Source organism: Alishewanella sp. HH-ZS (genome assembly GCF_001704375.1).
Taxonomy (GTDB): Bacteria; Pseudomonadota; Gammaproteobacteria; order Enterobacterales; family Alteromonadaceae; genus Alishewanella; species Alishewanella aestuarii.
This window is the reverse complement of record NZ_LZEJ01000010.1, coordinates 93252-107433: the sequence shown is the minus strand read 5'-3', so window position 1 is coordinate 107433 and position 14182 is coordinate 93252. Positions and strand designations below refer to the sequence as shown.

General features: G+C 52.7%; 15 protein-coding genes. 8 read left to right on the top strand and 7 right to left on the bottom strand.

Annotation, left to right across the window (positions count from 1 at the left end; all coding sequences use genetic code 11):
• Positions 1-22: 22 nt before the first annotated feature.
• Entirely contained in the window at positions 23-673 is a 651-nt protein-coding gene (locus tag A9165_RS05885; protein ID WP_065955243.1) for a response regulator transcription factor, read from the bottom strand.
• Positions 666-1808, bottom strand: coding sequence for a sensor histidine kinase (locus A9165_RS05880; protein ID WP_065955253.1), 1143 nt, complete (start codon positions 1806-1808; stop codon positions 666-668). The genes A9165_RS05885 and A9165_RS05880 overlap by 8 nt, the downstream gene beginning before the upstream one ends.
• A 133-nt stretch (positions 1809-1941) precedes the next feature.
• Between A9165_RS05880 and A9165_RS05875 the strand changes: the two genes are divergently transcribed.
• Together A9165_RS05875 and A9165_RS05870 are read left to right on the top strand one after the other, a co-directional pair.
• Positions 1942-2685, top strand: a complete 744-nt coding sequence (locus A9165_RS05875) for a hypothetical protein (RefSeq protein WP_065955242.1) — start codon at positions 1942-1944, stop codon at positions 2683-2685.
• A gap of 111 nt (positions 2686-2796) precedes the next feature.
• Positions 2797-3597, top strand: coding sequence for an SDR family oxidoreductase (locus tag A9165_RS05870; RefSeq protein WP_065955252.1), 801 nt, complete (start codon positions 2797-2799; stop codon positions 3595-3597).
• A gap of 88 nt (positions 3598-3685) precedes the next feature.
• Here the strand turns inward: A9165_RS05870 and rluB are convergent, their stop codons facing one another.
• From rluB to A9165_RS05845, 5 genes are read right to left on the bottom strand one after another with little or no spacing between them, the layout of a single operon-like run.
• Positions 3686-4672 carry a 23S rRNA pseudouridine(2605) synthase RluB gene (gene rluB, locus A9165_RS05865; RefSeq protein WP_065955241.1) on the bottom strand — a complete coding sequence of 329 codons (987 nt, stop codon included), beginning with the start codon at positions 4670-4672 and terminating at the stop codon, positions 3686-3688.
• Positions 4672-5265, bottom strand: coding sequence for an SMC-Scp complex subunit ScpB (gene scpB / locus A9165_RS05860; RefSeq protein ID WP_008951751.1), 594 nt, complete (start codon positions 5263-5265; stop codon positions 4672-4674). The genes rluB and scpB overlap by 1 nt, the downstream gene beginning before the upstream one ends.
• Positions 5265-6086 carry a ScpA family protein gene (locus A9165_RS05855; protein WP_065955240.1) on the bottom strand — a complete coding sequence of 274 codons (822 nt, stop codon included), beginning with the start codon at positions 6084-6086 and terminating at the stop codon, positions 5265-5267. Before A9165_RS05855 ends, scpB begins: the two co-directional genes overlap by 1 nt.
• A 13-nt stretch (positions 6087-6099) precedes the next feature.
• The gene (locus A9165_RS05850; protein WP_008607949.1) at positions 6100-6720 is read right to left on the bottom strand and encodes an L-threonylcarbamoyladenylate synthase; all 621 of its coding nucleotides are present in this window, start codon (positions 6718-6720) and stop codon (positions 6100-6102) included.
• The gene (locus tag A9165_RS05845; protein ID WP_065955239.1) at positions 6717-7667 is read right to left on the bottom strand and encodes a PHP domain-containing protein; all 951 of its coding nucleotides are present in this window, start codon (positions 7665-7667) and stop codon (positions 6717-6719) included. The genes A9165_RS05850 and A9165_RS05845 overlap by 4 nt, the downstream gene beginning before the upstream one ends.
• Positions 7668-7778: 111 nt before the next feature.
• Here A9165_RS05845 and A9165_RS05840 point away from each other — a divergent pair, with 111 nt between their 5' ends.
• The 6 genes from A9165_RS05840 to trpB all read left to right on the top strand — a co-directional run bounded on the left by A9165_RS05840 (position 7779) and on the right by trpB (position 14182).
• Complete coding sequence (locus tag A9165_RS05840) at positions 7779-7964, top strand: DUF6435 family protein (RefSeq protein ID WP_065955251.1); 186 nt, start codon at positions 7779-7781, stop codon at positions 7962-7964.
• A gap of 312 nt (positions 7965-8276) precedes the next feature.
• Positions 8277-9911, top strand: a complete 1635-nt coding sequence (locus A9165_RS05835; RefSeq protein WP_065955238.1) for an anthranilate synthase component 1 — start codon at positions 8277-8279, stop codon at positions 9909-9911.
• Position 9912: 1 nt separating this feature from the next.
• Positions 9913-10512 carry an aminodeoxychorismate/anthranilate synthase component II gene (locus A9165_RS05830; RefSeq protein ID WP_065955237.1) on the top strand — a complete coding sequence of 200 codons (600 nt, stop codon included), beginning with the start codon at positions 9913-9915 and terminating at the stop codon, positions 10510-10512.
• Positions 10513-10516: 4 nt separating this feature from the next.
• Complete coding sequence (gene trpD / locus A9165_RS05825) at positions 10517-11554, top strand: anthranilate phosphoribosyltransferase (protein WP_065955236.1); 1038 nt, start codon at positions 10517-10519, stop codon at positions 11552-11554.
• On the top strand, positions 11547-12986 hold the full coding sequence (gene trpCF, locus A9165_RS05820; RefSeq protein ID WP_065955235.1) for a bifunctional indole-3-glycerol-phosphate synthase TrpC/phosphoribosylanthranilate isomerase TrpF: 1440 nt from the start codon (positions 11547-11549) through the stop codon (positions 12984-12986). Before trpD ends, trpCF begins: the two co-directional genes overlap by 8 nt.
• Complete coding sequence (gene trpB, locus A9165_RS05815; RefSeq protein WP_065955234.1) at positions 12986-14182, top strand: tryptophan synthase subunit beta; 1197 nt, start codon at positions 12986-12988, stop codon at positions 14180-14182. The genes trpCF and trpB overlap by 1 nt, the downstream gene beginning before the upstream one ends.

Here is a 14182-nt window from a genome sequence, read left to right as displayed (position 1 = left end):
TACCGGAGTGCTGTGGATAAGTTTAGGGGGTGATAAGGCCCAGCTCCAAAGCCAGTAATACCGCTCGGGTGCGATCCCGCACCCCGAGCTTACTTAAGATGGTCGAGCACTGGTTTTTTACTGTGCCTTCAGATTTAAACAAGGCGCTGGCAATTTCTTTATTACTGTAGCCAGCCGCCATCAGCCGTAAAATCTCTAACTCTTTATCCGTTAGCGGCTCTGGCAACGCCGGCTTGCGGTACTGAGTATCGGCACTGCCGGGTAATTGCTGCAATAAGCGCTCAGTAATAGTAGGTTGAAAACAGCTGCCCCCGGCCGCCAGGCTCTCTATGGCTTTGATTAGCGTGTCCAGCGACACATCCTTTAATAGAAAGCCACGGGCGCCGGCTTGCAGGCTTTGTAGCACCAACTCATGGTCATCAAAGGTGGTCAATACCAGCACCGGCGTATCGGCGCCGGCTGCTTTCAAGGCTTTAATGGCGGCGATGCCGTCCATTTTCGGCATCGACAGATCCATCAGAATGACTTGGGGTTGGCAGCTTTGCCACAGCGCCACCACTTCGCTGCCATCACAGGCTTCGCCGACCACTTCGACCTTACCGGATATCGCCAGCAAGCTACGAATACCATCGCGGATCAGCTTCTGATCGTCGACTAATAACACTTTAAACATCGGCCACTCCTGCCTGAGGTAACCAGATCTGTAATGCCAGGCCGCCGGCATCGGCAGCAAGATGCAGTTTGCCGCCACATTCGGCAACGCGCTCGCGCATGCCAATCAGACCGTTACCTGGCTGCCAGTTTGCCTTTAGCTGACCATTATCTTTAATCTCTAAGGCGATGCCCTGCTCTGCCTCCCTGGCATGGATCCACAAGCAGCTGGCATTGGCATGTTTTAGGGTATTACTGATGGCTTCCTGCACCAGATACTGTAGATGCTGAGCCTGATTTAAGGAGCTGGCTTTTAATTTGGGTGCTATATCCAGCTCAACCTGCAAGCTATCCGGTAAATGCTGCAGCAAGGGGGCAAATAACTGCTTTAAATCCAGCTCGGAACTGTCGCGCATCGCGGATACCGCTTCGCGCACATCAGAAAGTAGCAATCTGGCCAGTTGCAGACTTTTCTCAACCTGAAGTTTGGCCTCGCCATCACACTGATAACTGGCAACCTGCAATTGTATCGTCAGCGCCGTCAAATGATGTCCTAATAAATCATGCAGATCGCGGGCGATCCGATTACGCTCTTCTGCGCGTGAGGCCAGCTGTAATAGTTGTTGCGCGGCCAGCAATTGACGATGCTTTTCTGTTAATTCAGCGCGCGCCTCGGTTTCAGCCTTAATTGCAGTCTGCATCAGTACCGCAAATAAATGAAAGCTACCGTACAGGGCTGCGGTGATCCACAAACTGCGCTGCTCCAGATAGGCCTGTAAGCCAAACCATAGCGCCACTATGCCCAGGGTCAGTAGCAACGCCAAACGCTGCGACATCAGATGTGGCAGCAAACAGACCCAGATAATGGTCAGTATGGCCAGATAGTCAAAAATAGCGGTCGGTAACAACCACTGTAAGGCGAAGGCGCAGATCAGTGGTAGCGGCAGCAGCCAGCGACCATAGCGGCCACCAAGACCCAGTGGATGCTGCTCCTGCGTCAGAAAGATAAAGCTCATACCATAGAGTAACAATAGCAGGCTGGCTGGCAGCAGTGGCTGTGGTGCAGGCAGCCGTAATAGCAGCATCAAAGTGATACCGGATACCAGTAGCCAGGTCAGGATGCCGGCCAGGGTTGCCAGCGGAAAATGGTATTTCATCAGCTCATTATGACGTTTGTCGTAACGAGTGCAATAGGCCAAAAGTCATGTGCGAAAATCCTGACTTCCGGCACCTGCGAGCGGACAGCTACCGGCGTAAGCTGAATCTGTTTTCAGCCAGAGGAGGCGTTAAATGAACTACTTACATACCAGCTTACTTGCTCTGCACATTTTATTGGGAGCTATTTGCCTGATGTTGTTTTGGGTGCCGGTCGTCAGTGCCAAAGGCAGTATGCTGCACAATACGGCCGGTAAGCTTTACTACCAGATGATGCTATTAATTGCGGGCTCCGGGGTACTGATGTGCTTGATGGTGTTATATAGCCCTACCATGGTTTATGGTCAGAATCCGAACTGGAGCACAACACAACTGCAGAAATTTATCACTGAGCGGCGGCTGTTTTCGTTCTTTTTATTACAACTTAGTTTATTAACCTGGGTGACAGTGCGACATGCCTATGGTGTGCTGAAAGTAAAAGCCGAGTTGGCACAGCTGCGGGTATGGTCTTATCAGGGGCCGGTGTGGGCGTTGCTGGTCGGTAACATCACTCTGGCTGGCGTCGGTGTGATAAATAAAGACGTGCTTTCTGTCATTTTCAGTGGCGTTGGGACCATGACTGTAATAGGAATTTTGCGTTATATCCATCAACCGAGTTTAAAGCCGCGGCAATGGATTATTGAGCACTTTACTTCAATGATTGGCACCGGTATCGCGCTATACACTGCCTTTTTTGCTGCCGGTGGCCGCCGCTTACTGGCCGAAGTGCTGACTGGTCAATGGCAAGTGGTTAGCTGGATTATCGCCCCGGTGATGGGTATCAGTGCCATTATGCTGTTTAAGCGCCACTTTAGCCGTAAATTCCGGGTCGGCAGCTAACTTATCCACAGCACTCCGGTACCGGTCTGACCAGTCAGCGTGACTTCACTTTGACAGTCTCACTGCAAATCCCCTAACATCGGCCATCTGTATCTTAAGATGGCCATAACGATGACAATATCGCTACAAGACAAGGTGATCTGGATCACCGGTGCGTCAGGGGGCATCGGTGAAGCTTTGGCAAAGCAATTTGCCGCAGCCGGCGCCAAGGTGGTGCTGAGCGCCCGCCGTAGAACAGAGCTTGAGCGCGTGCAACAAAGTCTGCCGCAACCGGAACGGCATTTAACGGTACCGTTGGATATCTGCGATGAGCATGCTCAGCAGCAAGCGCTTGATAAGATTATTCATCACTACGGCCGGCTGGACTGGCTGATCAATAACGCCGGGATCAGTCAGCGCGCACTAGTGATGGATACCAGCAGCGACACTGATCGCAAAATTATGGAAATTGATTACTTTGCTCAGGTGGCGCTGAGTCGGCGGGTGTTGTCGGTGATGTTAAAACAAGGCACCGGCCAGCTGGTGTTTATCTCCAGTGTCGCCGGTTTAGTCGGTACCCAATACCGCGGCAGCTACTCTGCTGCTAAGGCAGCGCTGCACTTATGGGCCAATAGCGTGCGGGCCGAGCTGTATAACCAGGGTATTCGCGTGGCGGTGGTTTTCCCCGGCTTTGTGAAAACAGCAGTTTCAATGAATGCACTAACCGGCAGTGGTGAAGCGCTCGGTAAAATGGATGATGCCCAGGCAAAAGCCATGACTGCCGATGAGTTTGCTACGGCAACACTCAAAGCATTGCGCAAAGGTAACAGTTATATTGTTATCGGCGGCTTTAAAGAAAAGCTGGCGGCTTGCATCGCCCGGCTATCACCTGAGTTGCTGTACCGGCTGATCCGCAAAAGCAAGGTGCGTTAAGGCGGGTAACTGGTCGTACCGGTACCATTTTTAAGCAGGAAGTGCTGTGGATAAAGTGGTCAGACCGGTACCGGAGTGCTGTGGATAATTAGCCTCTGCCTTCACGGGTTGGGGTTTTGCCGGTTGACTGCCGCTGTGTGCTATTGCCTCTACCCGCCTGACCTTTAGTCGCAGTCGGCTTTTTGGCCGGCTCTGCCCGGTTGGCTTTTGCGCTGGGTTCAGTTTTTTTACCAGGCGTTTTTTCGGCAATTTGATGCTTACGCACCGCCCGCTTCATGCTGGCCAAACGGCGACGCCGCTCAGTGCGATCTTCCGGTTTTACCAGCGTGGCTACTTCATCTTTTAACCCGACCAGGTTACGCAGATAGTTGACTTCAGCCAGTGGATATTCGGTATAACCACCGGCAGGTAAGTGCTTAGGCAACAACAGATCACCATAGCGCACCCGGATCAGCCGGCTTACAACCGCGCCCTGAGATTCCCACATCCGGCGTACCTCACGGTTACGGCCCTCGGTAAGCACGACATGGAACCAGCGGTTAATCCCCTCGCCCGGCAGCGCTTTAATACGTTTAAAGTTAGCTTTACCGTCTTCCAGTTCCACCCCGGTGCGCAGACGCTGGATCATGGCATCGTTAATCTCACCGAAAACCCGCACCGCATATTCGCGCTCGACTTCAAATTTAGGGTGCATCAGGCGGTTAGCCAGCTCACCGTCAGTGGTAAATAGCAGTAAACCTGAGGTATTGATATCCAGCCGGCCGATGGCGATCCAACGCGCGCCCTTGATATTTGGTAAGCGCGAGAACACCGTGGGCCGTCCTTCCGGATCGGTACGCGAACAAATCTCGCCCTCGGGCTTGTGATAAGCCAGCACCCGACAAACTTGCTGCTCTTCGCTTGCCACCTGCACCGGATGACCATCAACGCGGATCGCCTGAGTCGGGGTAACCCGATCACCCAGGCTAGCCGGTTTACCATCCACGGTCACGCGGCCACGACTGATGTAGTCTTCCATTTCGCGACGCGAACCGATGCCGGCCCGGGCCAAAACTTTCTGTAATTTTTCACTCATTAGTGGAGCTCTCCTGTCATCCCGACGGTGGTTAATAATTCCGCTTCTGCCGGTTGCAAGGCTGCAAACTCGGCTAATGGCGGTAATTGGTCTAAATGGCGTAAGCCAAAGTAATCTAAAAAGGCCTCAGTAGTGGCATAAAGCCCGGGCCGACCCGGTACTTCTTTGTGGCCGACCACCTTGACCCAGCCGCGCTCGGTCAAGGTACGCATAATCTGGCTACTGACCGATACGCCACGAATTTGCTCAATTTCACCGCGGGTAATGGGCTGGCGATAAGCAATTAAGGCTAAAGTTTCCAGCACCGCACGCGAATAACGCGGCGAACGCTCGGGCCAGAGTCTGGCCAGCGGTTCGCTTAATTCAGGGCGGGTTTGAAACCGGTAGCCACTGGCCGTTTCCATCAACTGGATGCCACGAGCACTGTAATCGTCCTGCAGTTGCTTCAGACACTGTAGCAGCCGTTTAGCGCTGACGTTAAAGCCCTCCAGCACTGTGGCTTGCAATTCGGCGCGGCTAAGGGGCTTTTCAGCAGCAAAGATCGCGGCTTCGACAAGTTGCAGTAATTGGATATCGTTAATTTTCTGCGCCATTATGCCTCACTTAGCGCCAGTTTGACATGGATTTGTGCATAAGGCGCCACCTGGATCAGCTCTACCAGCTTTTCTTTGGTTAGCTCCAGGATCGCTAAAAAGGTCACTACCACGCCTTCCCGGCCTTCAGTTAAGTCAAAGCATTCAGCAAACTCCAGATAACCCTGCCGCTGCTGCAGTAAATCCAGAATACGGCTCATCCGCTCCCGGGTCGACAAATGTTCACGCTGAATATGATGATGCGCCAGCGCCTTGCTACGCTTGACTATGTCATTTAAGGCACTGATAAGCTCCGTAAAATCCACATCCGGTAAAATCAATAAAGGGCTGAAGTTATCAGCCAGGCTGGCCTGGGCAGTAAAATAGTCGCGCTCATCTCGCGGTAAGGCATCCAGATCGGTCGCTGCTTGTTTAAAGATTTCATATTCCTGTAAGCGGCGCACCAGCTCGGCGCGTGGGTCGTGCTCATCGTCTTCCAGGTTAGTGATTTTCGGCAACAGCAGGCGCGATTTAATTTCCGCCAGCATGGCGGCCATCACCAGATATTCGGCTGCCAGCTCGAAATTCAGCTCCTGCATCAGCTCAATATATTCCATATATTGCAGGGTAATTTCGTTTACCGGCAAATCGACCAAATCAAACTTATGTTTGCGAATTAAATACAGCAGAAAATCCAGCGGGCCTTCAAAGGTATCGAGCAGCACCTCCAGCGCATCTGGCGGGATATAGAGATCTTCCGGCCGCTCCAGTACCGCCTCACCGCGGACAAAGGCCAGCGGTAACGGTTGCTGTATCGTTAACGGCGGTAGCTGCTCAGCCATCTTAACTCGCTACTTATTCAAACGGCCGGCTATCGCCACGGCCCTGACGAATAATCTGCGGTGCGTCTTCCGATAAGTCGACCACTGTGGTTGGGTCCTCACCGATAATGCCGCCATGCAAAATCAGGTCGACCTGCCGCTCCAGCTGATGCCGCATCTCATCCGGATCACTCTCGGCAAATTCCTGACCGGGTAAAATCAAGCTGGTGGTCAATAAAGGCTCGGCCAGCTCTTCCAACAGCGCCAGCGCGATTTTATTTTCTGGAATGCGCAGGCCGATGGTCTTCTTCTTTTCATTTAACAGCCGTCGCGGCACTTCTTTGGTGCCGCGTAAAATAAAGGTGTAGGCACCGGGAGTATTGTTTTTAATTAACCGAAAGGCGGTGTTTTCCACCTTGGCATATACCGATAATTCCGACAGATCGCGACACATCAGTGTAAAGTGGTGTTCGCCGCTAACCTGACGGATTTGCATAATGCGATCCATAGCGGTTTTATCGCCCACATGACAGCCAAGCGCATACCCACTGTCGGTTGGGAAAATCACCACACCGCCTTTCTGGATAATTTGCACCGCTTGCTTTAACAGACGCTGCTGCGGATTTTCCGGGTGAATATGAAAAAACTGGCTCATGTTGGCGTATCCATGCTGATAGTTGATGCAGCGGACTTAGCCGCTGTACGGTTTAATTCTGACTCTGGTTCTGCCTGGGGTTCTGCTTTAGATTCTGAGACTTCGCGTTTCGAGCTCAGGCCCCAGCTGGCCCAAACGGGCGTGACGTCGTCTGGTAAATATAGATGCTTTCCGAGTTCATTCCAAGCTGTTGGTTGATGAAAATCTGAGCCTACAGAAGCAGTTAGCTGATGTTGCTGGCAAAGCGCCCATAGCTCGCGCCGCTGCACCGGCGTTTGCTGCGGGGAAATAATTTCCATCGCATCGCCGCCGGCTGCTGCAAAATCGGTGACCAGGCGCTTTAAATAGCGGCCGTTCAGGTTGTATTTTAACGGGTGCGCCAGCACAGCCTGGCCGCCGGCATCATGGATCCATTGCACTGCACTGGCTAAATCGACCCAATTATTGGGTACATAGCCGGTTTTGCCGCGTGCCAGGTACTTTTTGAATACCGCATTCATCGAATCGGCACGGCCGGTTTTCACCAGAAAGCGCGCAAAATGACTGCGGGTAATGGCGCCGTCGCCAACCTCTGCCAACACTGCCTCTAATGCGCCCGGAATTTGCGCTTTTTCCAGCCGGCGAGCCATTTCCTCGGCCCGCTGCAGCCGCCGCTGTTGTTGTGACGCCAACCGCGCCAGGAACTGTGGGCAGTCCGGCTTGATATTTAAACCGACAATATGAATTTCAAACTCATGCCAGGCGGTAGAAATTTCTACACCGTTAATCAGCGTTAGCGGTGCCTGATTTTCTGTCAGCCAGGCCGCAGCCTGCGGCAAGGCACTCACCGTATCGTGGTCGGTAATGGCCAGCACATCCAGGTTGCAGCTGATTGCCCGCGCCAACAGCTCAGCAACCGGCAACAGGCCGTCTGAGTGGTTAGTGTGGCTATGTAGATCTATTTTCATATCATCCTCTAATTAGGTAGCTATTGTCGCACAAACAGGCCATTCAAGGACAGTGAACCTTTTTCAGCATCCTGACGTATGCTGTACCATCAAATTAATGGAGCAACGATGATGTTTGGCTGGTTAAAATCCGATCCGGTAAAGAAATTGCGCAAAGCGTACGATCAAAAATTGGAGCAAGCGATGCATGCCCAGCGCAATGGCGATATGCGTTTATTTGCTGACCTGACGGCAGAAAGCGAGGAGCTTTGGCAGAAAATTGAGCAGTTGCAGAAACAACAAGCTGCCAACCAATAGAGCCGTCCAGACTTTTATACGTTTTTATTGATGATTTTTAGTGAACAGGGCTTGACGCCAAGCCCGATTCGCGGTTTTATGTAGACGTTCAAGAATAAGGTAGTTAAAGCCAATGCAATTTCTAACAACGTTTTCACTGATCAACTGGTGGTGGCACATTCCCAACGGGCGTGTGTAGGCGTTGTATTCGCTTTAGAAACCCAAGCCCGTTTCCCCCGAAACGGGCTTTTTTTTGGGCGCAGTTTTGGGGTTAGCCGGCGATAAACCAATAGCAACAGGTTAACCAACTAAAAATTAAGGAAAATTATTAAGATGATTTTCAGCCATATCACAGACACCGCGGGCGAGGTAGCCAGTATTGCACTACCTGTGCCCTATCAAAGCGATGCCTTAGCGGCTTATGCCAGCCTGTGTCAGGCCGACCGCTGCTCACTGCTGCTGGAATCAGCCGAGATTGACAGCAAAAACAGTGTCAACAGTCTGATGCTGATCGACGCCGCACTGCGTATTGAGTGTAACGGTCAACAGGTCAGTATTACGGCGCTAAGCAGCAACGGCCTTACCCTGCTGCCCTTTTTAGCCGATCTGCTTAGTCCCATCGCCAGCCTCACTTATCCACAGCACTCCGGTACCGGTCCGACCAGTAGTTATCCACAGCACTCCGGTACCGGTCAGACCACTGCAGCTGTTTTAGTCGCCGAGTTTGCACTACCCGATCCGCTATTGGATGAAGTCAGCCGTTTAACGCAGCCTAATCCGTTTAGTGCGCTACGTTTAATACAGCAGCAATTGCGCAGCCAGGGTGATGAACCCTTTGCTATCTTTTTAGGCGGCGTGATTGGCTATGATATGGTGGCCAATATTGAGCAGTTGCCCGAGGTGCCGGTAAAAGAAAATCAGTGCCCGGATTATCTGTTTTATCTGGCCGAAACTGCACTGGTGATTGACCATAAAGCGCAGCAAAGCCGCTTAGTGGGCAATGTATTTTGCGGCGAAGCGGCTCCTGCCAACTGTTTTGCCATTGGAAAACGGCTGGAGCAGTTAAAACAGCAGCTACTGCATAGCCAGCCATTGGCGGTGGGGCAAGCCGCCAGCAGCAAAGAGATTGCGGTTGATATTAGCGACGCCGATTTTGAAGCCCAGGTCGAAACGCTAAAGCAACATATTGTCGCCGGCGATATCTTTCAGGTGGTTCCGTCGCGCTGTTTCTCGCTGCCCTGCCCTAAGCCGCTGCAGGCTTACGCCAAGTTAAAACAGCTGAACCCCAGCCCCTATATGTTTTATCTGCAAGACCCTAAGTTTTGCCTGTTCGGCGCCTCACCGGAGTCGGCGCTGAAGTTTAATGCCGCCAGCCGCGAAGTGGAGATTTACCCCATCGCCGGCACCCGCCGCCGCGGTTTTGCCGCCGATGGCAGTATTGACCGCGATCTGGATAGCCGCATTGAGCTGGAGCTGCGCCAGGATGAAAAAGAAAAAGCCGAGCATTTAATGCTGGTGGATTTAGCCCGCAATGATGTGGCACGCATCAGCACGCCCGGCAGCCGTTACGTGAAAGAGTTACTAAAAGTCGACCGTTATTCCTATGTGATGCACCTGGTATCACGGGTGGTGGGTGAGCTAAAACCAGAGCTCGATGCGCTGCATGCGTATCAGGCCTGTATGAATATGGGCACCCTGGTAGGTGCGCCTAAGGTGAAGGCGGCTGAGCTTATTCGCGGTGTTGAGGGGAAAAAACGCGGCTCTTATGGCGGTGCTGTTGGTTATCTGGCCGGTAACGGCGATTTTGACAGCTGCATCGTGATCCGATCAGCTTATGTCGCAGAGGGTATGGCTTATATTCAGGCCGGTGCCGGGGTGGTGTTTGACTCAGTGGCGAAGCTCGAAGCAGAAGAGACACGCAACAAAGCGCAAGCGGTGATTAACGCTATTCAGGCGGCGGGGTATTAAAATGAGCCAGAACCTTAATTGCACAGTGTATCTGCTGGATAATATCGATTCTTTTACCTACAACCTGGTGGATGAATTTGCGCAGCTGGGCGTAAGCTTAAAGCTGTATCGCAATACTGTCCCGGCCGATTATATTTTTGAAAAAATGCAGCAGGAAACCGGCCCTGTGCTGCTGGTGTTATCACCCGGCCCGGGGGCGCCAGCCGATGCCGGCTCGTTGCCGGCGTTATTAAAGCGCTGCGCCGGGGTGTATCCGGTGCTGGGGATTTGCCTCGGGCATCAGGCCATCGTTGAACATTATGGCGGTGTGGTCGGCCGTGCCGGTGAAACCGTACACGGTAAAACCTCGGCGATTAGTCTGGCCGAACATCCGGTGTTTAACGGTTTACCACGGCCTTTCCCGGTGGCGCGTTATCACTCGCTAATGGCGACGACACTGCCAGACACCCTTGAGCAGATTGCCAATGAGCGACATATTCCGATGGCGGTGATTAACGAGACTGAGCGGATGCTGGGTTTTCAATTTCACCCGGAGTCGATTTTAACTACGCTGGGCAAGCCGCTGCTTAAGCAAAGTATCGAATATTTATTAAGGAGTTAAGAGCATGACAGATCTTAACAACACAGAGGTCGGGGTTTTACCGCTGGTGCAACAAGCACTGACCGGTAAAGCACTTAGCCGGGAGCAAGCCGAGCAATTCTTTAGTGCTGTGGTGACCGGTCAGGTCGATCCACTACATCTAACCGCCATGTTAGCGGCCCTGAAAGTACGTGGTGAAAGCAGCGCCGAAATAACCGGTGCAGCCAGTGCATTACTGCAAGCCGCCGCACCATTCCCGGCTACGACCAAACCGAGCATCGACTGCTGTGGTACCGGCGGTGATGGCAGCAATACCATTAATATCTCCAGCACTGCCGCCATCGTCGCCGCCAGTATGGGGTTGCCGGTGGTAAAACATGGCAACCGCAGTGTGTCATCACGTTCGGGCTCTGCTGACTTACTGGAGCATCTGGGACTCAACATCCAGCAAAGCCCACAACAGGCAGCCACTATGCTGGCCGATTCGCAATGTACTTTCTTATTTGCGCCCTTGTATCACAGCGGCATTAAGCATGCGATGCCGGTACGCAATGCGTTGAAAAGCAGAACTATTTTTAACTTGCTCGGGCCTTTAATTAACCCGGCGCGGCCTGCTTTTCAGCTACTTGGCGTCTACGATCCGGCGCTGTGCCGGGTGATGGCCGAAGTCTTACAGCAACTGGGTACTGAGCGCGCCTGGGTGGTGCATGGTAGCGGCTGTGACGAAGTGGCGCTGCATGGCAATACTTATGTCTGTGAGCTAAAAGACGGTGCACTGCGCGAATTTACGCTTACGCCGGAAGATTTTGGCCTGAATATGACTCCTCTTAGTGCCTTAGCTGGTGGCGAGCCGGAGCAAAATGCGGCAGCGACGCTGGCCATTTTGCAAGGCCGTGGCGAAGAGGCACACAATCAGGCAGTAGCAGTAAATGTGGCGGCAATGCTAAAAATTGCCGGTTTAGGCCAGGATTTGAAAGTGAATACCCGCGCTGTGTTAGAGCAACTGACCAGTGGTAAGGCGATGGCGACGTTGGAAAAAATGCAGGAGTTAAGCCGTGGCTGAACTGGTATTACACAATAAAACCATTACCGGGGTACTGGCGAAAATCGTCAGCAATAAGTTAACTGAAGTCTCGGCTATGGCGGAAGAGAGGCCACTGGAACACTTTATCGCCGGCGTTACCCCGACCAGCCGCGATTTTCTGGCCGCTTTGCAGCAGCCTGGCGCCCGGTTTATTCTGGAGTGTAAAAAGGCCTCACCGTCAAAAGGCTTAATTCGGGCGGATTTTGATCTTAGCGCTATTAGTCAGGTGTACAACCAATACGCCGACTGCATCTCGGTGTTGACCGACAGCGAGTTTTTTCAGGGCAGCTATCAATATCTGGAGCAGATGCGCGCCTTATCTGACAAGCCGCTGCTGCATAAAGACTTTATAATTGATCCCTACCAGATCTATGCCGGGCGGGCTGCCGGTGCCGATGCGGTACTGTTAATGCTGTCGATTTTATCACCCCAGCAGTATCAGCTGTTAGCCGCCATTGCCGCCGAGCTGCAGATGACGGTACTAACCGAAGTCAGTAACGAAGAAGAAACCCTACAGGCGGTGGAGCTTGGCGCCAAATTAATTGGGATCAATAACCGCAACCTGCGCGATCTGAGTACGGACTTAAATACCAGCTTTCGCCTGCGGCAGCTGATCCCAGCTGATCGCACTGTGGTATCGGAGTCCGGCATTTATCGTAATCAGCAGGTACGAGAGCTGCTGCAGGTCGCTGATGCCTTTTTAGTCGGCAGCTCACTGATGGCTGAAGCCGATCTGGCCGCTGCCTGTCAGCGGCTGATTATCGGCGAGCATAAAGTCTGTGGTTTAACCCGGATTGAAGATGTTAAAGCGGTGGCCAAAGCCGGGGCTTACTATGGTGGTTTAATCTTTGCCAAGGCGTCACCGCGCTATGTGACACCGGAGCAGGCGCAACAGCTGGTTCATGCCGCTAAACTTCGCTTTGTTGGCGTTTTTGTCAATAGCCCACTAGCTGAAGTGGCTGAGCTGGCTAAGGCACTTCAGCTGGCGGCAGTGCAGCTACATGGCGAAGAGGATGAGGCTTACCTTGCTGCCCTGCGTCCGCTATTACCGGCAGATTGTCAGATTTGGCAAGCCTATCGGGTGCAAAACCGGCTACCAGCGTTTAGCCCACTGGCCGATAGGATCTTGCTGGATAGTTTTCATGCCAGCCAGCATGGCGGCAGTGGCCTCTGTTTTGACTGGTCGCTACTGTCAGCGCTTAACAGCGCACAACCTATTATGTTAGCCGGCGGCCTGAATCCGGATAACGTGGCGCAGGCGCTGGCCTTACCGGTGGCGGGGCTGGATTTAAACTCCGGATTAGAGAGTGCGCCGGGCATTAAAGATCACACTAAACTGGCGGCGGCCTTTAGCGCCATCCGTCATTTCGATTTTCAGAGCAAAACCAATACTAAGGGTGAGCAGAACTGATGAGTGAGTTAAAACTAAACCCCTATTTCGGCGAATATGGCGGCATGTTCGTACCACAGTTGCTGGTGCCGGCGTTAAAGCAGCTGGAAGCCGCCTTTGTCGAAGCACAGCAGGATCCGGCCTTTTTAGCCGAGTTTCAGCAATTACTAACCGAATATGCCGGCCGGCCAACGCCGCTGACGCTAACCCGTAACTTATCACCTAACCCGCTGGTTAAAATTTACTTAAAGCGTGAAGACCTGCTGCATGGCGGCGCGCATAAGACCAACCAGGTGTTAGGTCAGGCGCTGTTAACCAAACGCATGGGTAAAAAAGAAGTGATCGCCGAGACCGGTGCCGGCCAGCACGGTGTGGCCACAGCGCTGGCGTGTGCGCTGTTGGGCTTAAAATGCCGCATCTATATGGGTGCTAAAGATATTGAACGCCAGCAGCCGAACGTGTTTCGGATGAAGCTGATGGGCGCGACCGTGATTCCGGTGACGGCAGGCTCCGGTACGCTAAAGGATGCCGTAAACGAAGCGATGCGCGACTGGTCAGCTACCTATGAAACCACCCACTATATGCTGGGTACCGCAGCAGGCCCACATCCGTTCCCCACTATTGTGCGTGACTTCCAACGGATGATTGGTGAAGAAGCCAAACAACAGATCTTAAAAGCCGAGGGCACATTACCGGATGCGGTGATTGCCTGTGTCGGTGGTGGCTCTAATGCGATTGGCATTTTCGCTGACTTTATTGATGAAGCTGGTGTGAAACTGATTGGCGTCGAACCCGGTGGCATGGGTATTAACACCCATCAGCATGGCGCGGCGTTAAGTACCGGCAGCTATGGTATTTTGCACGGTGCCTATACTGCCATTATGCAAACCAGTGATGGTCAGATTGAAGAGTCGTATTCGATTTCGGCCGGTTTAGACTACCCGGCGGTCGGGCCACAACATACCTATCTGCAGCAAAGTGGTCGCGCGCAGTACGTGGCGATTAATGATGATGAAGCTTTGGCGGCGTTCCAACATCTGGCCAAAGCCGAAGGCATTATTCCGGCACTGGAAAGCTCGCATGCGGTAGCCCAGGCGTTAAAAATTGCTGCTGACGCCACAAAGCCAATGGTGTTACTGGTGAATTTATCCGGCCGTGGTGATAAAGATTTGGCCCACGTGCATAGCGTGTTAGCGGCGCAGCAGGGAGGAGTATAA

Excerpts from the sequence above, each read along its gene's own strand:
- A9165_RS05885 (WP_065955243.1), bottom strand. The coding sequence starts at position 673 with ATGTTTAAAGTGTTATTAGTCGACGATCAGAAGCTGATCCGCGATGGT.
- A9165_RS05880 (WP_065955253.1), bottom strand. The coding sequence starts at position 1,808 with ATGAAATACCATTTTCCGCTGGCAACCCTGGCCGGCATCCTGACCTGG.
- A9165_RS05875 (WP_065955242.1), top strand. The coding sequence starts at position 1,942 with ATGAACTACTTACATACCAGCTTACTTGCTCTGCACATTTTATTGGGA.
- A9165_RS05870 (WP_065955252.1), top strand. The coding sequence starts at position 2,797 with ATGACAATATCGCTACAAGACAAGGTGATCTGGATCACCGGTGCGTCA.
- rluB (WP_065955241.1), bottom strand. The coding sequence starts at position 4,672 with ATGAGTGAAAAATTACAGAAAGTTTTGGCCCGGGCCGGCATCGGTTCG.
- scpB (WP_008951751.1), bottom strand. The coding sequence starts at position 5,265 with ATGGCGCAGAAAATTAACGATATCCAATTACTGCAACTTGTCGAAGCC.
- A9165_RS05855 (WP_065955240.1), bottom strand. The coding sequence starts at position 6,086 with ATGGCTGAGCAGCTACCGCCGTTAACGATACAGCAACCGTTACCGCTG.
- A9165_RS05850 (WP_008607949.1), bottom strand. The coding sequence starts at position 6,720 with ATGAGCCAGTTTTTTCATATTCACCCGGAAAATCCGCAGCAGCGTCTG.
- A9165_RS05845 (WP_065955239.1), bottom strand. The coding sequence starts at position 7,667 with ATGAAAATAGATCTACATAGCCACACTAACCACTCAGACGGCCTGTTG.
- A9165_RS05840 (WP_065955251.1), top strand. The coding sequence starts at position 7,779 with ATGTTTGGCTGGTTAAAATCCGATCCGGTAAAGAAATTGCGCAAAGCG.
- A9165_RS05835 (WP_065955238.1), top strand. The coding sequence starts at position 8,277 with ATGATTTTCAGCCATATCACAGACACCGCGGGCGAGGTAGCCAGTATT.
- A9165_RS05830 (WP_065955237.1), top strand. The coding sequence starts at position 9,913 with ATGAGCCAGAACCTTAATTGCACAGTGTATCTGCTGGATAATATCGAT.
- trpD (WP_065955236.1), top strand. The coding sequence starts at position 10,517 with ATGACAGATCTTAACAACACAGAGGTCGGGGTTTTACCGCTGGTGCAA.
- trpB (WP_065955234.1), top strand. The coding sequence starts at position 12,986 with ATGAGTGAGTTAAAACTAAACCCCTATTTCGGCGAATATGGCGGCATG.